Source organism: Bacterioplanoides sp. SCSIO 12839, from assembly GCF_024397975.1.
Taxonomy (GTDB): Bacteria; Pseudomonadota; Gammaproteobacteria; order Pseudomonadales; family Oceanobacteraceae; genus Bacterioplanoides.
Map to the genome: position 1 here is coordinate 185608 of NZ_CP073745.1, position 17674 is coordinate 203281.

Genomic DNA, 17674 nt, shown 5'->3' on the forward strand with positions numbered 1-17674 from the left:
ATGGAACTGAAAACTAACTCTGGTGCAGCGGTAGCTGTTTCTGATGTAGCCTTTGGTCGTGAATTCAACGAATCTCTGGTTCACCAGGTTGTAACTGCTTATCTGGCAGGTGCTCGTCAGGGCTCTAAAGCTCAGAAAAGCCGTTCTGATGTTGCTGGCGGTGGCGCTAAGCCATGGCGTCAAAAAGGAACTGGTCGTGCCCGTGCAGGTACTGCTAGCTCTCCTATCTGGCGTTCAGGTGGTGTTACTTTTGCTGCTCGTCCACGTGACTTCTCTCAGAAAGTAAACAAGAAGATGTATCGCGCTGCGATGCAGGCCATTCTGTCTGAGCTGGTTCGTCAGGAGCGTTTAATCGTTGCTGATTCTTTCGCAGTTGAATCTCATAAGACGAAAGAATTTGTTGCCAAGCTGAATGAACTGAACCTGGATAACGTATTAATCGTTGCCGGTGAAGTTGACGAAAAACTGTATCTGGCTGCTCGTAACGTGCCACATGTTGGTGTTACTGAAGCTGCAGCAATTGATCCGGTTAGCCTGATCGCATTCGATAAAGTTCTGGTAACTGTAGACGCTCTGAAAAAACTTGAGGAGACCTACGCATGAACCAAGAACGTATCTATCAAGTATTAGTTGCGCCGCACATCTCTGAAAAAGCAACCATCGTTGCAGAGAAAGCCGGTCAATACGTATTCCGTGTTGCTCCAGATGCGACTAAGCCTGAAATCAAAAAAGCGGTTGAAGCACTGTTCGAAGTAAAAGTTCAGTCTGTTCAAACCGTTAACATCAAAGGCAAAACCAAGCGTACCGCTCGCGGTATGGGCAAGCGTAACGACATTCGCAAAGCCTACGTTCGCCTGGTTGATGGCCAAGACATCGACTTTGCAGACGCGGAATAAGGGGAGCTAAGTTATGGCATTAGTAAAAACTAAACCGACTTCAGCTGGCCGCCGCCACCTTGTAAAAGTCGTTAACAGCGAACTGCACAAAGGTAAGCCTTTTGCAGCTCTGTTAGAGAAGAAGTCAAAGTCTGGTGGTCGTAACAACAACGGTCGTATCACCACTCGTCACATTGGTGGTGGTCACAAGCAACACTACCGTGTTATCGACTTCAAGCGTAATAAAGATGGTATCCCGGCAGTTGTTGAACGTCTGGAATACGATCCAAACCGTAGCGCTAACATCGCTCTGCTAAAGTACGCAGACGGTGAACGTCGTTACATTCTGGCACCAAAAGGCGTTTCTGCTGGTGATCAGATCATGTCTGGTGAAGAAGCACCGATCAAACCAGGTAGCGCAATGTCTTTGCGTAACATCCCGGTTGGTTCTGTGGTTCACAACATCGAATTGAAACCAGGTAAAGGCGGTCAGATCGCTCGTTCTGCGGGTACTTCTGCTCAGCTGGTTGCACGTGAAGGTGCTTACTGCACACTGCGTCTGCGTTCCGGCGAAATGCGTAAGGTTCTGTCTGATTGTCGCGCTACCCTCGGTGAGGTTGGTAATTCAGAGCACGCACTGCGTGAACTGGGTAAAGCTGGTGCGTCGCGCTGGCGCGGTGTTCGTCCTACCGTTCGCGGTGTGGTTATGAACCCGGTAGATCACCCACACGGTGGTGGTGAAGGTCGTACCTCTGGTGGTCGTCACCCTGTTACTCCTTGGGGCGTTCCGACTAAAGGTTACAAGACTCGTAAGAATAAGCGTACCGATAAACTTATCGTTCGCCGTCGTTCTGCGAAATAATTAGAGAGGATTGAACTGTGCCACGTTCATTGAAAAAAGGTCCATTTATTGACCATCACTTGATGACCAAGGTAGAAGCCGCTCTTGAGAAGAACGACAAGCGTCCGATCAAGACTTGGTCTCGTCGCTCCACTATCTTTCCAGATTTCGTGGGGCTGACAATTGCTGTACACAACGGCAAACAACACGTACCTGTTTTCGTAACTGAAGACATGGTTGGTCATAAACTCGGCGAATTCGCTCTGACACGTACCTACAAAGGTCACGTGGCAGATAAGAAAGCCAAGCGTTAATAGGAGGGGTGAAATATGTCTGAAGTAGCCGCTGTATTACGTGGTGCTCGCTTATCTGCACAAAAAGCACGCCTGGTTGCGGATCAGATCCGCGGCAAAAACGTCGCTGAAGCGCTGGATATTCTGGCATTCAGTGGTCGTAAAGGCGCCGACATCATGAAAAAAGTATTGGAATCTGCGATTGCCAATGCTGAGCACAACAACGGTGCTGATGTCGATGAGCTGAGCGTATCAACTGTGTTTGTTGATGAAGGTATGACTATGAAGCGTATCCGTCCACGTGCAAAAGGCCGTGCGGACCGCATCTTAAAGCGTACTTGTCACATCACTGTGAAAGTTTCTGAATAGGAGTTGGTCAGATGGGTCAAAAAGTTCATCCAACCGGTATCCGCTTAGGTATTACTAAAGACCACAATTCGGTCTGGTATGCCGGTAAGGATAAGTATGCCGACAACCTGCTGACTGACATCGCTGTTCGTTCTCTGATCGAAAAGCGTTTAGAGAAAGCTTCAGTAAGCAAAGTTGTTATTGAGCGTCCTGCGCAAAACGCCAAAGTAACCATCCACACTGCCCGTCCAGGCATCGTGATTGGTAAAAAAGGCGAAGACGTTGAAGTTCTGCGCAAAGACGTAAGCGAGTTGATGGGTATTCCGGTACACATCAACATTGAAGAAGTTCGTAAGCCAGATCTGGATGCCAAACTGGTAGCACAAAGTGTTGCAAGCCAGCTGGAGCGTCGAGTGATGTTCCGTCGCGCTATGAAGCGTGCAGTACAAAACGCTATGCGTGGTGGTGCTGAAGGTATCAAGATCCAGGTGAGCGGCCGTTTAGGTGGTGCTGAGATCGCTCGTTCTGAGTGGTATCGCGAAGGTCGTGTACCGCTGCACACTCTGCGTGCAGACATCGACTACGCAACGTACGAAGCACACACTACCTACGGTGTGATTGGCGTTAAGGTTTGGATCTTCAAAGGTGAGATCCTGGGCGGAATTCAAGAAGTCCGTGACCGCGCTAAGAGCAGCCAGGGTAAAAAGAAATCCGGTCGTTCATAAGGGGAATTAGATATGTTGTTACCAAAACGTACCAAGTTCCGTAAGGTTCAGACCGGCCGCAACCGCGGTTTGGCAATTCGTGGCTCTAAAGTGAGCTTCGGCGAGTTCGGCCTGAAAGCTACCGGCCGTGGTCGTATGACCTCTCGTCAAATTGAAGCAGCCCGTCGTGCGATGACCCGTAAGGTGAAGCGTGGCGGTAAAATCTGGATCCGTGTATTCCCAGACAAACCTATTACTGCTAAGCCTCTGGAAGTTCGTCAGGGTAAAGGTAAGGGTAACGTTGAATACTGGGTTGCTCAGATTCAGCCAGGTCGCGTTCTGTACGAGATGGAAGGTGTTCCTGAAGAGCTGGCGCGTGAAGCGTTCTCTCTTGCTGCAGCGAAACTGCCTTTCAAAACTGAATTTGTTAAACGGACGGTGCTGTGATGAAAGCAAGTGAACTGAAAGAAAAATCAGTGGCTGAGCTGCAATCTCAGCTGGAAGAACTGTTGAGCGATCAATTTAAACTGCGCATGCAGAAAGCGACAGGTCAGCTGGGTCAGACTCATCTGATCGGCCAGACTCGTCGTGATATCGCTCGCGTTAAAACCGTGCTGGCACAGAAGGCAGGTGAATAATCATGACTGAGACAACTGTTCGTACCCTGAGTGGTCGTGTCGTCAGCAACAAGATGGACAAGTCCATCACTGTATTGGTTGAGCGTCGCGTTAAGCATCCGATCTATAAAAAGTTCGTGAAAAAATCAACCAAGGTTATGGCCCACGACGCCAATAACGAGTGTCAGATTGGTGACACCGTTACTGTTAAAGAGTCTCGCCCACTGTCTAAAAACAAGACTTGGGCGCTGGTAAGTATCGACGAGCGCGCCGCCAAGGTTTAATACCAGGCGCAGTTACTAAGGAGCGATAGGCATGATCCAAACGCAAACCATGCTTGACGTTGCTGATAACAGTGGCGCGAAGCGAGTTCAGTGCATCAAAGTACTGGGTGGCTCGCATCGTCGCTACGCTGGCATCGGCGACTTGATCAAGGTATCCGTTAAGGAAGCAATTCCACGCGGTAAAGTGAAAAAAGGTCAGGTGATGACCGCAGTAGTTGTACGTACCCGTAAAGGTGTACGTCGTCCGGATGGTTCTATCATCCGTTTTGACGTCAACTCTGCTGTACTGTTGAACGCATCTAATGCGCCAATTGGTACCCGTATCTTTGGCCCTGTTACTCGTGAACTGCGTTCTGAGCAATTCATGAAAATCATTTCCCTGGCACCTGAAGTGCTGTAAGGGAGGGGTGACTATGTTAAAGATTCGCAAAAATGACGAAGTAGTAGTTATTGCTGGTAAAGACAAAGGCAAGCGCGGCAAAGTACAAAAAGTACTGGCTGACGGTCGCCTGATCGTATCCGGCATTAACATGGTGAAAAAACACCAGAAACCAAACCCGTACCTGCAACAGCCAGGTGGCATCGTTGATAAAGAAGCTGGCATTCAGGCTTCTAACGTTGCTATCTGGAACGCTAAAACTGAAAAAGCTGACCGCGTTGGCTTTAAAGTTGAAGGCGACAAAAAGGTACGTATCTTCAAATCCACAGGCGAACAACTGGACGCCTAATCGGAGCTGGATACTGCTATGTCACGTTTAGAAAAACTGTACAAAGAAGAAGTAGTAGCCAAGCTGAAAGAAGAGTTTGGTTACCAAAACATTATGCAAGTGCCTAAAATCACCAAAATCACCCTGAACATGGGTGTTGGTGAAGCATTAGGTGACAAAAAACTGCTGGACAGCGCTGTTGCCGATATGGAAGCAATTGCTGGTCAGAAAGTGGTTGTTACTAAGGCACGTAAGTCAGTAGCGGGCTTCAAAGTTCGTGAAGGCTGGCCAATTGGCTGTAAAGTAACCCTGCGTCGCGACCGTATGTGGGAATTCCTGGACCGTTTGGTAGATATTTCTCTGCCACGTGTTCGTGACTTCCGCGGTATTAACCCGAAATCATTCGATGGTCGTGGTAACTACAGCATGGGTGTGAAGGAACAGATCATCTTCCCGGAAATTGAATACGATAAAGTAGACAAAATCCGTGGTATGGATATCACCATCACGACAACAGCTAACACTAACGACGAAGGCCGCGCTCTGCTGAAAGCGCTGCAGTTCCCGTTCCGTAACTAAGGAGTTTGTAACATGGCAAAGATTGGCATGAAGCAGCGTGAACTGAAGCGTGAAAAGTTGGTCGCTAAGTTCGGCGCTAAGCGTGAAGAACTGAAAGCCATCATCAAAAATCCAAACTCTTCTGACGAAGAGCGTTGGACTGCACAAATGGCACTGCAAAAACTGCCGCGCGATTCTTCCGCGAGCCGTCTGCAGCGTCGTTGTCAGATGACAGGTCGTCCTCACGGTGTATACCGTAAGTTCAAACTGTCTCGCATTAAGTTGCGCGAAGAAGGCATGAAGGGTAATGTCCCTGGCCTGAAAAAAGCTAGTTGGTAAGCAATTCCCAAAAGCTGTAGAATGCGCGCCTGTTTTTTAATCTATTGCTGAAATTTTCAGCAATAGTTGATAGGTGCGCGTTCTTATCGCTGTTTGGGGCGCTGTACAACCGAGGTATATTTAAAATGAGTATGCAAGACACGTTGGCGGATATGTTCACCCGCATTCGTAATGCCCAGCAAGCTGGTCATACGAATGTGAGCATGCCGTCTTCAAAAATCAAAAAATCCGTAGCTCAGGTTCTTGAAGCCGAAGGTTACATCAGTGGTTTTTCTGTCGAAGAGTCCGTTAAACCAACGATGACCATCGACCTGAAATACTACGAAGGTAAGCCAGTAATCGAGCGTATTGAGCGTGTAAGCCGTCCAGGCCTGCGTCAGTACAAAGGTGCTGCTGATTTACCTAAAGTAGAGGCAGGCTTAGGCGTTGCTATCGTTTCCACTTCTAAAGGCGTTATGACTGATCGTGCTGCTCGTGCTGCGGGCGTTGGCGGTGAAGTTATCGCGACCGTATTCTAAGGAGTATTAACGATGTCTCGCGTAGCAAAGGCTCCTGTCGCTATTCCAGCCGGTGTTGAAGTAAAACTGGCTGACGACAAAATTTCGATCAAAGGTAAGCAAGGTCAGTTAGACCTGGACGTTCACGCCGACGTGGCTATCAGCCAGGAAGAGAACGTACTGAAGTTTGCTCCAAAGGCTGGCGGTAAAGCGGCTAACGCTTTAGCTGGTACTTTCCGTGCACTGGTTAACAACATGGTTAAAGGTGTATCTGAAGGCTTTGAGAAAAAACTGATCCTGCAAGGTGTTGGTTACCGTGCGAAAGCATCCGGCAACACTCTGAATCTGTCATTAGGCTTCTCTCATCCTGTTGATTATGAGCTGCCAGAAGGCGTTAAAGCCGAAACTCCTAGCCAAACTGAAGTCGTTATCAAAGGTATCGACAAGCAGAAAGTTGGTCAGGTTGCAGCAGAAATCCGTGGCTACCGTCCACCAGAGCCTTATAAAGGTAAAGGTGTTCGTTATGCTGATGAAAATGTGCGTCGTAAAGAAGCCAAGAAAAAGTAAGGTCTAGGCCATGAATGAGAAGAAAAAAGCTCGTTTGCGCCGTGCTCAGAAAACTCGCTCACATATCCGTGAGAAGAGCGCGGTACGTCTGTGCGTTCATCGTACGCCCAGACACATCTACGCACAGATCATCTCTGCCAATGGCGCTACCGTCTTGGCTACTGCTTCTACGGTAGAAGCTGATCTGCGTAACGAAATCACTGGTAATGTTAATGCCGCTTCCAAAGTTGGTCAGCTGATCGCCGAACGTGCGAAAGAAGCTGGTGTAACGAAAGTTGCATTTGATCGTTCCGGTTTCAAATACCATGGTCGTGTTAAAGCTCTGGCTGATGCGGCTCGTGAAAACGGCCTGGAATTCTAAAGGGTAAAGATCATGGCAAATAATGAACGTGTAGAACGTAACGAAAGCGAACTGCAAGAGAAGCTGGTTCAGGTTAACCGTGTAGCCAAAGTAGTAAAAGGTGGTCGTATCTTCGCCTTCACTGCTCTGACCGTGGTTGGCGATGGCGCTGGTCGTGTAGGTTTTGGTCGTGGTAAGTCTCGTGAAGTGCCAATGGCAATTCAAAAGGCTATGGAACAAGCAAAACGCAACATGGTTTCCGTACAGTTGGACGGCAGCACTCTGCAATACCCAGTTAAAGCCCGTCACTCTGGTGCACAGGTTTACATGCAGCCTGCATCTGAAGGTACTGGTATCATCGCCGGTGGTGCGATGCGTGCAGTACTGGAAATGGTTGGTGTTAAAAACGTACTGGCTAAGTGCTATGGCTCAACTAACCCGGTGAACGTTGTTCGTGCAACTTTCAACGGTCTGGCTCAGATGAAATCACCTGAGCAGGTTGCAGCGAAGCGTGGCAAGTCTGTTGAAGAGATTCTGGGGTAATTGTTATGGCTAAGAAAACCGTAAAAGTAACCCAAACTCGCAGCACGATTGGCAAACTGCCTAAGCACCGCGAAACCATGAAAGGTTTGGGTCTGCGTCGTATTGGTCACACTGTTGAACTGGAAGATACTCCTTCTGTTCGCGGCATGATCAACCAAGTTCAATACATGGTTAAGGTCGAAGGAGAGTAATATGCGTCTCAATGAATTGAGCCCAGCTCCTGGTTCCAAGCCTGTTGCTAAACGTGTTGGCCGTGGTATCGGCTCTGGTCTGGGTAAGACTGGTGGTCGTGGTCACAAAGGTCAGAAGTCTCGTTCTGGCGGTAAGGTAGCACCAGGTTTTGAAGGCGGTCAGATGCCTATTCACCGTCGTCTGCCTAAGTTCGGTTTCACTTCGCGCAAAGCACAATATGTTGCTGAAATTCGTCTGAACGAATTAGCGCTGGTTGAAGGCGACGTGGTAGATCTGGCTGCACTGAAAGCGGCTGACGTAATCGGCGAGAAGATCAAAGAAGCTCGTGTGATTCTGTCCGGTGAAGTGAAAAAAGCTGTAACCGTAAAAGGTTTAAAAGTCACTAAAGGCGCTAAAGCTGCTATTGAAGCGGCAGGTGGAAAGGTCGAAGACTAATGGCTAGGCAAGGCTCATTACCACAGGGTATGCAATCCGGATTAAGCGAGCTTTGGGCTCGCATCCGTTTCGTACTTCTGGCAATTGTTGTATATCGAATTGGTACCCATATCCCGGTACCTGGGATCAACCCGGATGCACTGTCGCGTCTGTTTGAACAGAACCAGGGCACGATCCTGGAAATGTTCAACATGTTCTCTGGTGGTGCACTGGAACGCATGAGTATCCTGGCATTGGGTATCATGCCGTACATTTCGGCATCGATTATCATGCAATTGTTAACGGCAGTGAGCCCACAGCTGGAACAATTAAAGAAAGAAGGTGAGGCGGGTCGCCGTAAAATCACGCAATACACGCGCTATGGCACGGTATTGCTGGCGACCATTCAAGCCTTTGGCGTCTCGGCTGGTTTAGCTGGTCAGGGCGTCACTTTCTCAAGCGGATTGGATTTCTACATCGCTGCTGTACCGTCATTTGTTGCCGGTGCCGTGTTTATGATGTGGCTGGGTGAGCAGGTTACCGAGCGTGGTATCGGTAACGGCATCTCCATTCTGATCTTTGCAGGTATTGTTGCTGGTTTGCCAAGTGCAATTGGTCAGGCTTTCGAGTCTGCGCGTCAGGGTGACCTGAATATTCTGGTATTGCTGGTTATTGCTGCTTTGGCGGTAGTTGTTATTGGTTTTGTTGTCTTCGTAGAACGCGGCCAACGTCGTATCACCATCAACTATGCTAAACGTCAGCAAGGTCGTCAGATGATGGCGGCGCAATCCAGTCATTTACCATTGAAACTGAATATGGCCGGTGTGATTCCAGCGATCTTCGCTTCCAGCTTACTGTTGTTCCCAGCATCTCTGGGTCAATGGTTTGGCCAGAGTGAAGGTATGGAATGGCTGCAGGACGTTAGCCTTGCGTTAGCGCCAAGTCAGCCGCTGTACATCGTATTATTTGCGGCCGGTATCATATTCTTCTGCTACTTCTACACAGCGTTGATGTTCAACCCGAAAGATGTAGCTGAGAACCTGAAGAAGTCAGGTGCATTTATCCCGGGTATTCGCCCTGGAATACAAACTGCCAAGTACATCGATAGCGTATTGGGTCGCCTGACCTTGTTCGGATCTCTGTACATTGCCGCAGTCTGTCTGATGCCGCAATTCCTGGTAGTTGCTGCGGATGTGCCTTTCTACTTCGGTGGAACTTCGCTGCTGATCGTCGTGGTTGTTGTAATGGACTTTATGGCTCAAGTGCAATCGCATCTGATGTCACACCAATACGAATCACTGATGAAGAAAGCAAACCTGAAGAATTTTGGTTCAGCTCGCTGAGCCGGATTTAGGAGACTGTCATGAAAGTACGTGCGTCTGTTAAGAAAATCTGTCGTGAATGCAAAGTCATTCGTCGTAACGGCAGTGTGCGAGTGATCTGCTCAGTAGATCCTAAGCACAAACAACGTCAGGGTTAATCCTCTGACAGCTCAGGAGTTTACTCCTGGCAAGGCGGGTGCCTTAAAATATTCAGATGGCTTGATTTTTGATCAAGCCATCTGTACTATTTTGCGCCCTTTCATTAAGTAAAGTATCGGAGTTAGACATATGGCCCGTATTGCCGGTGTCAACATTCCTGACAACAAGCATGCAGTTATTTCTTTGACTTATGTTTTTGGCATTGGTCAAACAACTGCCCAGAAAATCTGTGCCGCTACAGGCATTGCTGAGAGCACCAAAATTGGTGAACTGAGCGAAGATCAACTGGATGTTGTTCGTAACGAAGTTGCTAAGTACACGGTAGAAGGTGATCTTCGTCGTGAAGTACAAATGAACATCAAACGTTTGATGGACATGGGTTGCTTCCGCGGTATTCGCCACCGTCGTAGCCTGCCACTTCGCGGTCAGCGTACTAAAACGAACGCACGTACCCGTAAGGGTCCGCGTAAGCCGATCCGTAAGTAATTAACAGTTTGTTAATTCATTTACGAATCGGACTTTTAGTGTAGCTGCATTCGACTTGTTGCAGTGTTGATATTAAAAGCAGGATTTAAAAATGGCTAAGCCAAATAGATCAACTAAGAAAAAAGTTAAAAAGACGGTCGTCGATGGCATTGCGCACATCCACGCCTCTTTTAACAATACCATCGTGACCATTACTGATCGCCAAGGTAACGCTCTGTCATGGGCAACCGCCGGTGGTTCTGGTTTCCGTGGTTCTCGTAAGAGCACTCCTTTCGCGGCTCAGGTAGCTGCAGAGCGCGCTGGCGAAGCAGCCAAAGAGTATGGTCTGAAGAATCTGGACGTAGAGGTTAAAGGCCCGGGTCCAGGTCGTGAATCAGCAGTTCGTGCTCTGAACGCATGTGGTTATAAGATCAGCAACATCACTGATGTAACGCCGATCCCACATAACGGTTGTCGTCCACCTAAGAAGCGTCGCGTATAAGGAGGCAGAAATATGGCACGTTATATTGGTCCTAAGTGTAAACTGTCTCGTCGTGAAGGAACGGACCTGTTCCTGAAGAGCGGCGTGCGTCCACTGGACTCTAAATGTAAAGCAGAAACCAAACCAGGTGTACACGGTGCAGGCCGCGGTCGTCTGTCAGACTACGGTCTGCAGCTGCGCGAAAAGCAAAAAGTACGTCGTCTGTATGGTGTTCTGGAAAAGCAATTCCGTGGCTACTACAAAGAAGCAGCTCGTCGTAAAGGCGCAACCGGTGAAAACCTGCTGCAACTTCTTGAGTCACGTCTGGACAACGTTGTTTACCGCATGGGCTTCGGCTCTACTCGCGCGGAAGCACGTCAATTAGTTTCTCACAAAGCTATCATCGTTAACGGCAAGTCTGTCAACGTTGCTTCTTACCAGGTTAAGTCTGGTGATGTAGTTGCAGTACGTGAGAAGTCTAAGTCACAGGATCGTATTAAAACTGCGCTTGAGTTAGCAGGCAACCGTGCCGATTGTGGCTGGATTGATGTTAACGCTGGCAAGATGGAAGGGACTTTCAAAGCAGTTCCTGAGCGCGCTGATCTCCCAGCAGAGATCAACGAAAACCTGATCGTGGAACTTTACTCTAAATAATAGAGGAACTTAAGGGGCAGCTATGCAGCGTGCAGTTAATGAGTTTTTAACTCCTCGTCATATCCAAGTTGACGAAGTAAACACTACCCATGCCAAGGTTACTCTGGAGCCACTGGAACGTGGTTTCGGTCATACTTTGGGCAGCGCATTACGTCGTATCCTGTTGTCGTCCATGCCGGGCGCAGCAATCGTTGAATGCGAAATCGATGGCGTACTGCATGAGTACAGCGCAATTGAAGGTGTTCAGGAAGACGTAATTGAAGTCTTACTGAACCTGAAAGGCGTTGCAGTCAAATTGCACGAACGCGACGAAGCGACTCTGAGCTTAAGCAAAATGGGTCCTGGCGCAGTCACTGCTGCCGATATTCAACTGGATCACGGTGTTGAAATTGCAAACCCAGATCATGTTATCGCTCATCTGGGCGAAGGCACTGAACTGAAAATGACCCTGAAGGTAGCTTCTGGTCGTGGTTACGAAACTGTTGAAGCTCGTAATCAAAACGATGAAGAAACCAAGGCGATTGGTAAACTGCAATTAGACGCAACGTTCAGCCCGGTTAAGCGTGTTTCTTACAGCGTAGACTCTGCGCGTGTAGAACAGCGTACTGACCTGGATAAGTTGGTTATCGATTTAGAAACCAACGGAACTATTGATCCGGAAGAAGCGATCCGTCGTTCTGCGACCATCTTGCAACAGCAATTAGCCATCTTCGTGAACCTGGAAAACGAAGAAGTTGTTGAACAGCAACGCGAAGAAGAAGAGATTGACCCGATCCTGCTGCGTCCAGTAGATGATCTGGAGTTAACTGTTCGTTCGGCTAACTGTCTGAAAGCAGAAAACATTTACTACATCGGTGATCTGATCCAGCGTACTGAAGTAGAGCTGTTGAAGACTCCAAACTTAGGTAAGAAGTCTCTGACTGAAATCAAAGACGTTCTGGCTTCCCGTGGTCTGTCGTTGGGTATGCACTTAGAGAACTGGCCGCCAGCTTCTCTGCGTAACGACGATAAGGTTTTAGCGTAAGCTTTAACGTTCAGTTAGTAAGGAATTAAACCATGCGTCATCGTAAAAGTGGTCGTCACTTCAATCGTACAAGCGCACACCGTCAAGCCATGTTCAAAAACATGGCGGTGAGCTTGTTCGAGCATGAAATCATTAAGACTACTCTGCCAAAGGCAAAAGAGCTGCGTCGTGTAGCTGAGCCACTGATTACTCTTGCAAAAGAAGACTCAGTTGCTAACCGCCGTCTGGCCTTTGCTCGTACTCGTAGCAAAGAAGCAGTAGGTAAACTGTTCACTGATCTGGGTCCGCGTTACCAAGACCGTCCAGGTGGTTACATTCGTATTATGAAATGTGGCTTCCGTGCGGGTGATAATGCACCTATGGCTTATGTTGAGCTTGTTGATCGTCCGGTTGTTGAAGCCGACGTTGAAGAAGTTCAGGAAGAAGCTGGCGAATAATATTCGCGGTTCAGCCGAACAAAAAAACCCGTGTTCTGAAAAGAGCACGGGTTTTTTTATGCTCGTCTGAGCGGTTTCTAATGGAGGCTGCGAATAAAGCGTGCAACTTCCTTCAATGCTTGTTTAGACTCTGGCATATAGCCCGCATGAAGTTGGAAAACATGCCACATTTCAGGGTATTCACTTAATACAACACGCACACCCGCATGGTTCATTTTTTCGTGCAGTCGGGCGCTGTCGCTGTAAAGAATCTCTTCACTGCCCACTTGTATCAATGTTGGTGGAAAACCGCTGAAATCGGCATTCAGTGGCGAAATTAATGGTTCGCTCAGTGGTGTTTCACCGGCATACGATGGCACCATTTTACGAATCCAGCCGGGTGATAGCAGTTTCTCTCTGTTTGAACGTGCATCAAATGTGTCACCGCTACAGGCAAGATCAGTCCAGGGTGAGAATAAGATTAAGGCTTCCGGGCTCGGTAAGCTTAACTCTCTGATGCGCTGCATCAGTGCCAGTGTCAGCCCGCCTCCGGCAGAATCGCCACCGATATACACAGGCCCTTGTTGAGCCAGGACTTTATAGGCTGTGATTGCGTCGTCCAGGCCTGCCGGGAAGGGATGCTCTGGTGCGAGTCGATAATCGATCAGGGTGGTGGTTAAGCGGCTTTCACGGGCTAATCGCGCGACCATGTCTCCATGGCTTTGTGGAGAGCCGGAAACATATCCACCACCGTGAAGATACAATAACTGCTGATTGCTGCCGGACGCATTCAAAGGTGTTAATCGCCAGGCGGGAACGCCATCGATGGTTATCTCGATTTTTTCCACTGTTAGTGGCATTGGCGCAAACTTCTGAAGGAAATCGAGCCTTTTACGTTGTTTCTGAATAGGAAAGTCAGGCTGAAACGTTGGCTTTACCAGAAACTCCACGACTTTACCGCTGATCTTAGCCATCAGACTCGCCATGCTTCTTCTCCGTTTTATTTGTTCTTATATTTGAAAAAAATTGTATAAAAAAACGGCTAACAGGTTAACCCGTTAGCCGTTGGAGAGAAAGTCTACTCATCCGTGAGAAGAGGATCATGAACATGGTTGCTGCCCCGCCTAAAAGGCTGCGACCACGGAAAACAATATAGCGAATGTCACCGTCAGTTTGGGCAAGTGCTCGTCATGATTGGCAAGCGGCAGTAAAGAAATGTCTCGATTGATATGATTTCTATTAACAGACTGTTCCTTGAGGTCGTGGTGATCACGACCTCAAGGATCAAAAGTTATGGAATCACAGCAAAGCCAGGCTCAGTTGCGGAACATAGGTGATGATCAAAACGGTGATCAACAGGATAAAGAAGAATGGCAGTGTCGCTCGATAGAGTGTCATTACTGGTTGATTAAAGCGGAAGCTGGCAATAAACAGATTCATCCCGACAGGCGGAGTAAAATAACCCAGCTGCATATTCGCCAGGAATAAAATACCCAGGTGAATCGGATGAATACCGTACTCTACAGCGATTGGCAGAATGATAGGAATCATAATGACAATCGCTGAGAAGATATCCAGCATCATGCCCAGTACCAGCAGGAACAGTGTCAGTAGCAACAGGAAGGTAAAGCCATCACTCACGTGTTGCTGAATAAAATCAAAAATCTGCTCAGGAATTCCGGCATCAATCATATAGTTGGTCGATGCCAGCGATACGGCCAGAATCAGCAGAATCGCACCGACCAGTTTCATCGAGTCGCGCATCACTCCTGGAAGCTTCTCAAAGCTGATTTCACGGCGGATCAATACGGTTACCACTAATACGTAAAACGCAGTGATCGCTGCTGCTTCCGATACAGCAAAAAAGCCGGAATAAATACCGCCGAGCACCACGATTGGTAAGGGAATTTCCCAGGCCGTGTCTTTAAGTGCCGCCCAGGCTTCTGCTTTGTCAAAAGTATGGTCGGTTTTATGGTGTTCGCGTGGCTGTAGGGCCGCGTAAACGGATAACGCCAGCAACATCAAACCACCCGGGAGTAAACCAGCCAGGAATAAATCATCAATGCTGACCGGAGTATCCAGCGCCATTTGTTGCGCTACCACACCGTATAAGATCAGCGGCAAAGACGGCGCAAATAACAGACCCAGGCTACCGGAGGTAGTAACCAGGCCTAAGTTAAACTGCTGACGATAGCCTGCCTTCTGCAGAGCCGGAACCAATAAGGCACCTAACGCCACAATGGTCACGCCGGATGCGCCAGTAAAGGCGGTGAATAGAGCACAGGCAACCAAAGCAACAATCGCCAGACCACCTGGCATCCAACCCAGAAAGGCGTCTGTAATGCGTACCAGACGTTGTGGTGCCTTACTCTCACCCAACAAATAACCGGCAAAGGTAAAGAGAGGAATCGCAATCAGTACTGGCATCTCAGCTACGCGATAAATCTCAACCGCCATCACCTGCAGATCAACATCGGTCTGATAAAACCCCCATAAAGCTGACGCCGCGATAACGGTAAATAATGGCGCACCCGCGAGTGCCAATAACAGCAGAATCAGAGGAACCAGAATGCTCATGCGGAGGCCTCCGCATTTTCTTGTTCTTGCGGTAATCCGTAGAGTGCGCTGTTAACGGCTTGTATGGCAAAACGCAGTGCCATCAGACCAAAGCTGAGCGGGATAATTACCTGTAACGGCCAGGCGGGGACGCGTGCAAACGCGATATCATCGTATTCCATGGAACCGGCAACAAACTCTTTGCTGTGCCAGGCAATAACCGCACATACAAAGGTAGCGAAGAGTGAAGTAATGACAGCACTGATGCGCTTCACCGTGTCGCCCGCCATACGGTTAATGATATCGATGGCGATGTGTTCGCGAGTTCGGGTCGCCAGCAAAGCGCCCAATAAGCCAAGCCACAGCACCATAACGCGCAACAGGGGTGGTACCCAGGTGATGCCGCCACCAAATACCGAGCGGGCAATGATGTCGATGCCTGCCAGGACGATCATGGCCAACAACAACAAAATCAGCACGGCATCTTCCGCGCGGTAGACCCAGCGCAATATTGTGTTGAGCAGGCCTGGCTTCATTCTGCTGTCGCTGTTTGTTGTTGAGGTTGTTGCTGACGATAATTTTCCAGCGTTTGCTGTAAGCGAGCAAAGACATCAGCCGGATACACATTTTTGGCCTTGAGTTCAGCCAGCGCTTTATTCGCCAGTTCCTGCCACAGTGCTTTATCCGCATCTGACAGTTCCACAAACGTCATGCCGTTTTGCTCCAATGCTTTTCGGGCACCAATTTCGTCTTTCTCGTTTTGAGCGTCCATTGCTTTAAAGGTATCCGCCATGGTTTGGCGCACAATGGTCTGATCTGCTGTGCTCAGTTTGTTAAACGCACGCTCATCAACAATCATCATGCCGAACAGAAAAATTAACGGAAAGTCGGTGGCGTAGTTCAGTTTGGTGTGCCATTGCATGGCAATGGTACCGGTTGGGTTGGCCGCAATGGTATCAATTAAGCCGGTTTGCAGGCTGGTGTAGACATCCGATACCGGTAATGAAATGGGTTCCACATTACCTGCTTCAAACGTCGTTTGGCTGACAATATCACCCTCTGGTACCCAGACTTTCTGAGTACGAACGTCATCGGAAGTTTTTAACGGTTTGTCAGACATGAGGTAAGCAAAACCACCTTCTGATAAGCCCAGCATGATGTAGCCTTTATCAGCTAATGCCTGTGCGATTACCGGATCAAACTCATTGCGCACGGCACGAACTTCGTCCAGATTGCGGAACGTGAAGGGCAGGTTATACAGCAGTGCGGCACTGGCGATGTGTGCCATTGCGCCGGTGGAAACGGCACCGCCCTGAAGCTGGCGAATACGCATCTTACGCAGCACACTTTTATCGCTGCCTTGTACGCCGCCCGGGAAGTACTTGATCTTCACCCGGCCATCGGTTTGTTGCTTGATGTCTTTAGCGGCCTGGCGCATCAGTTTCATCCAGTTAGTACCATCTGGCGCTAACGTCGCAATTTTCAGTGTGGCGGCGCTGACAACCGGGCTACTCAGCATCAGTGCCAGCAATAAACCAGAGATGTATTTCATGGTGATTCTCTCGTGCTTTTTAGCGGTAATTATTCAAAGTACTCGGCAGACTCAGCCAATAATTCGGCGGCCTGGCGTTGAGCTAACGTGTTGATCAGAGTCAGGCCTTCCATTTCTGGGTCGGCATCCAGTGTTTCCTGCAGTAAGCGGTCGTGGAGTTCCTGATCGAATAACAGGCGAGCGTATTGCTTAGCAAACAACACTTTGGCCATCAGATGGCGATCATTGGTGTAGGCCAGGGCTTGTTCAAAATAGTTGCGGCCCACTTCCGGCTTGCCACCCAGAGATGGCGGCAGCTGGGTTTCCAGCACACCCAGATAAACCTGTACCGTGGCGTTGTCATAATCCGGTTCATAACCAACCACCCATTGCATCATGGCTTTGACTTTGCCGACCTGAGCGATCGCATTCCAGTCATCACTGTTGGCCTGAATCCAGCCAGCCCAAGCTGACGCGAAGGCATAAACGACCGGAACATCGTCTTCATCGTATTCGTCGTTCAATAACGTCGTGAGTTCATCCAGCTGGCCTTCGGTTGCCAGACATAAATCGTCGTCGTATTCACACAAGGCACGACGGGCATAATCCATGGCTTTGTTGGCCATCAACTTGGCCTGACTTTCGTCTTCTGCAAATACACCAGCATAAGCACCATAAAGGCGTGCGCCAGCGAGTAAAAACTCTTCGTCATCCGGGTAGGTCAGAATCAGGGCATCCAGTAACAACAAATAAGCGGGAGCCCCGGCGGCGACAACTTCCGGGTCTTCCTGATTCATCATGGAGCGAGACAAATTATTCGGCAGGTTACCTACAGAGCAGGCCGTTAAAAAAGAAAATACAAGAAGGCTGAGAAGCAGTTTCATAATCAATGCTGAATCAGTGGCTGAATAACAGAGCGCGGATTGTACACTGACTGTGGCAGAAAG

The 17674-nt window shown here is 48.8% G+C and carries 31 protein-coding genes; 26 read left to right on the forward strand and 5 right to left on the reverse strand.

Features of this window, described 5'->3' with window-relative positions:
- The 26 genes from rplD to rplQ all read left to right on the forward strand — a co-directional run bounded on the left by rplD (window position 1) and on the right by rplQ (window position 12661).
- Window positions 1-603 carry a 50S ribosomal protein L4 gene (rplD, locus tag KFF03_RS00860; protein WP_255858396.1) on the forward strand — a complete coding sequence of 201 codons (603 nt, stop codon included), beginning with the start codon at window positions 1-3 and terminating at the stop codon, window positions 601-603.
- A complete protein-coding gene (gene rplW, locus KFF03_RS00865; RefSeq protein WP_255858397.1) occupies window positions 600-896 on the forward strand; it encodes a 50S ribosomal protein L23 in 297 nt (98 codons plus the stop codon). Before rplD ends, rplW begins: the two co-directional genes overlap by 4 nt.
- Window positions 897-909: 13 nt before the next feature.
- The gene (gene rplB, locus KFF03_RS00870) at window positions 910-1737 is read left to right on the forward strand and encodes a 50S ribosomal protein L2 (protein WP_255858398.1); all 828 of its coding nucleotides are present in this window, start codon (window positions 910-912) and stop codon (window positions 1735-1737) included.
- 17 nt (window positions 1738-1754) lie between these two features.
- A complete protein-coding gene (gene rpsS, locus KFF03_RS00875; RefSeq protein WP_255858399.1) occupies window positions 1755-2030 on the forward strand; it encodes a 30S ribosomal protein S19 in 276 nt (91 codons plus the stop codon).
- 15 nt (window positions 2031-2045) lie between these two features.
- A complete protein-coding gene (rplV, locus tag KFF03_RS00880; RefSeq protein WP_255858400.1) occupies window positions 2046-2378 on the forward strand; it encodes a 50S ribosomal protein L22 in 333 nt (110 codons plus the stop codon).
- 11 nt (window positions 2379-2389) lie between these two features.
- Window positions 2390-3082, forward strand: coding sequence for a 30S ribosomal protein S3 (gene rpsC, locus KFF03_RS00885; RefSeq protein ID WP_068655003.1), 693 nt, complete (start codon window positions 2390-2392; stop codon window positions 3080-3082).
- 12 nt (window positions 3083-3094) lie between these two features.
- A complete protein-coding gene (gene rplP, locus KFF03_RS00890) occupies window positions 3095-3508 on the forward strand; it encodes a 50S ribosomal protein L16 (protein ID WP_068655001.1) in 414 nt (137 codons plus the stop codon).
- The gene (gene rpmC / locus KFF03_RS00895) at window positions 3508-3699 is read left to right on the forward strand and encodes a 50S ribosomal protein L29 (RefSeq protein WP_255858401.1); all 192 of its coding nucleotides are present in this window, start codon (window positions 3508-3510) and stop codon (window positions 3697-3699) included. Before rplP ends, rpmC begins: the two co-directional genes overlap by 1 nt.
- Window positions 3700-3701: 2 nt before the next feature.
- Window positions 3702-3962 carry a 30S ribosomal protein S17 gene (gene rpsQ / locus KFF03_RS00900; protein ID WP_068655000.1) on the forward strand — a complete coding sequence of 87 codons (261 nt, stop codon included), beginning with the start codon at window positions 3702-3704 and terminating at the stop codon, window positions 3960-3962.
- Window positions 3963-3993: 31 nt separating this feature from the next.
- Window positions 3994-4362, forward strand: a complete 369-nt coding sequence (gene rplN / locus KFF03_RS00905) for a 50S ribosomal protein L14 (RefSeq protein WP_068654997.1) — start codon at window positions 3994-3996, stop codon at window positions 4360-4362.
- Between the two features lie 13 nt (window positions 4363-4375).
- Window positions 4376-4690 carry a 50S ribosomal protein L24 gene (rplX, locus tag KFF03_RS00910; RefSeq protein ID WP_255858402.1) on the forward strand — a complete coding sequence of 105 codons (315 nt, stop codon included), beginning with the start codon at window positions 4376-4378 and terminating at the stop codon, window positions 4688-4690.
- An 18-nt stretch (window positions 4691-4708) separates the two neighbouring features.
- Window positions 4709-5248 carry a 50S ribosomal protein L5 gene (rplE, locus tag KFF03_RS00915; RefSeq protein WP_255858403.1) on the forward strand — a complete coding sequence of 180 codons (540 nt, stop codon included), beginning with the start codon at window positions 4709-4711 and terminating at the stop codon, window positions 5246-5248.
- A gap of 12 nt (window positions 5249-5260) precedes the next feature.
- The gene (gene rpsN / locus KFF03_RS00920; RefSeq protein WP_255858404.1) at window positions 5261-5566 is read left to right on the forward strand and encodes a 30S ribosomal protein S14; all 306 of its coding nucleotides are present in this window, start codon (window positions 5261-5263) and stop codon (window positions 5564-5566) included.
- A 125-nt stretch (window positions 5567-5691) separates the two neighbouring features.
- Window positions 5692-6084: a 30S ribosomal protein S8 gene (gene rpsH / locus KFF03_RS00925; RefSeq protein ID WP_255858405.1), complete on the forward strand. Its 393-nt coding sequence runs from the start codon at window positions 5692-5694 to the stop codon at window positions 6082-6084.
- A gap of 12 nt (window positions 6085-6096) precedes the next feature.
- Window positions 6097-6630, forward strand: coding sequence for a 50S ribosomal protein L6 (gene rplF, locus KFF03_RS00930; protein WP_255858406.1), 534 nt, complete (start codon window positions 6097-6099; stop codon window positions 6628-6630).
- 10 nt (window positions 6631-6640) lie between these two features.
- Window positions 6641-6991 (forward strand): 50S ribosomal protein L18, encoded by a 351-nt coding sequence (gene rplR / locus KFF03_RS00935; RefSeq protein WP_255858407.1) that lies wholly within the window; start codon window positions 6641-6643, stop codon window positions 6989-6991.
- 12 nt (window positions 6992-7003) lie between these two features.
- Window positions 7004-7513 carry a 30S ribosomal protein S5 gene (gene rpsE, locus KFF03_RS00940; RefSeq protein WP_255858408.1) on the forward strand — a complete coding sequence of 170 codons (510 nt, stop codon included), beginning with the start codon at window positions 7004-7006 and terminating at the stop codon, window positions 7511-7513.
- Window positions 7514-7518: 5 nt separating this feature from the next.
- Complete coding sequence (rpmD, locus tag KFF03_RS00945) at window positions 7519-7704, forward strand: 50S ribosomal protein L30 (RefSeq protein ID WP_068443059.1); 186 nt, start codon at window positions 7519-7521, stop codon at window positions 7702-7704.
- Between the two features lies 1 nt (window position 7705).
- On the forward strand, window positions 7706-8140 hold the full coding sequence (gene rplO / locus KFF03_RS00950; RefSeq protein WP_255858409.1) for a 50S ribosomal protein L15: 435 nt from the start codon (window positions 7706-7708) through the stop codon (window positions 8138-8140).
- Window positions 8140-9462: a preprotein translocase subunit SecY gene (secY, locus tag KFF03_RS00955; protein ID WP_255858410.1), complete on the forward strand. Its 1323-nt coding sequence runs from the start codon at window positions 8140-8142 to the stop codon at window positions 9460-9462. Before rplO ends, secY begins: the two co-directional genes overlap by 1 nt.
- A 20-nt stretch (window positions 9463-9482) precedes the next feature.
- Window positions 9483-9599 (forward strand): 50S ribosomal protein L36, encoded by a 117-nt coding sequence (gene rpmJ / locus KFF03_RS00960; RefSeq protein ID WP_255858411.1) that lies wholly within the window; start codon window positions 9483-9485, stop codon window positions 9597-9599.
- Between the two features lie 130 nt (window positions 9600-9729).
- Window positions 9730-10086, forward strand: coding sequence for a 30S ribosomal protein S13 (gene rpsM, locus KFF03_RS00965; protein WP_255858412.1), 357 nt, complete (start codon window positions 9730-9732; stop codon window positions 10084-10086).
- A gap of 91 nt (window positions 10087-10177) precedes the next feature.
- Window positions 10178-10567 carry a 30S ribosomal protein S11 gene (gene rpsK / locus KFF03_RS00970; RefSeq protein ID WP_255858413.1) on the forward strand — a complete coding sequence of 130 codons (390 nt, stop codon included), beginning with the start codon at window positions 10178-10180 and terminating at the stop codon, window positions 10565-10567.
- 12 nt (window positions 10568-10579) lie between these two features.
- Complete coding sequence (gene rpsD / locus KFF03_RS00975) at window positions 10580-11200, forward strand: 30S ribosomal protein S4 (protein WP_255858414.1); 621 nt, start codon at window positions 10580-10582, stop codon at window positions 11198-11200.
- 22 nt (window positions 11201-11222) lie between these two features.
- Entirely contained in the window at window positions 11223-12224 is a 1002-nt protein-coding gene (gene rpoA, locus KFF03_RS00980) for a DNA-directed RNA polymerase subunit alpha (protein ID WP_255858415.1), read from the forward strand.
- A 32-nt stretch (window positions 12225-12256) separates the two neighbouring features.
- Complete coding sequence (gene rplQ / locus KFF03_RS00985; RefSeq protein WP_068654971.1) at window positions 12257-12661, forward strand: 50S ribosomal protein L17; 405 nt, start codon at window positions 12257-12259, stop codon at window positions 12659-12661.
- Window positions 12662-12738: 77 nt separating this feature from the next.
- Here the strand turns inward: rplQ and KFF03_RS00990 are convergent, their stop codons facing one another.
- The 5 genes from KFF03_RS00990 to KFF03_RS01010 form a co-directional block, all read right to left on the reverse strand.
- Complete coding sequence (locus tag KFF03_RS00990) at window positions 12739-13626, reverse strand: alpha/beta hydrolase (RefSeq protein ID WP_255858416.1); 888 nt, start codon at window positions 13624-13626, stop codon at window positions 12739-12741.
- Between the two features lie 313 nt (window positions 13627-13939).
- The gene (locus KFF03_RS00995; RefSeq protein WP_255858417.1) at window positions 13940-15217 is read right to left on the reverse strand and encodes a TRAP transporter large permease; all 1278 of its coding nucleotides are present in this window, start codon (window positions 15215-15217) and stop codon (window positions 13940-13942) included.
- Window positions 15214-15732 carry a TRAP transporter small permease gene (locus tag KFF03_RS01000; protein WP_255858418.1) on the reverse strand — a complete coding sequence of 173 codons (519 nt, stop codon included), beginning with the start codon at window positions 15730-15732 and terminating at the stop codon, window positions 15214-15216. The genes KFF03_RS00995 and KFF03_RS01000 overlap by 4 nt, the downstream gene beginning before the upstream one ends.
- Window positions 15729-16748, reverse strand: a complete 1020-nt coding sequence (gene dctP / locus KFF03_RS01005) for a TRAP transporter substrate-binding protein DctP (protein ID WP_255858419.1) — start codon at window positions 16746-16748, stop codon at window positions 15729-15731. The genes KFF03_RS01000 and dctP overlap by 4 nt, the downstream gene beginning before the upstream one ends.
- Before the next feature lie 29 nt (window positions 16749-16777).
- Window positions 16778-17611: a TRAP transporter TatT component family protein gene (locus KFF03_RS01010; RefSeq protein WP_255858420.1), complete on the reverse strand. Its 834-nt coding sequence runs from the start codon at window positions 17609-17611 to the stop codon at window positions 16778-16780.
- Between the last annotated feature and the right edge of the window lie 63 nt (window positions 17612-17674).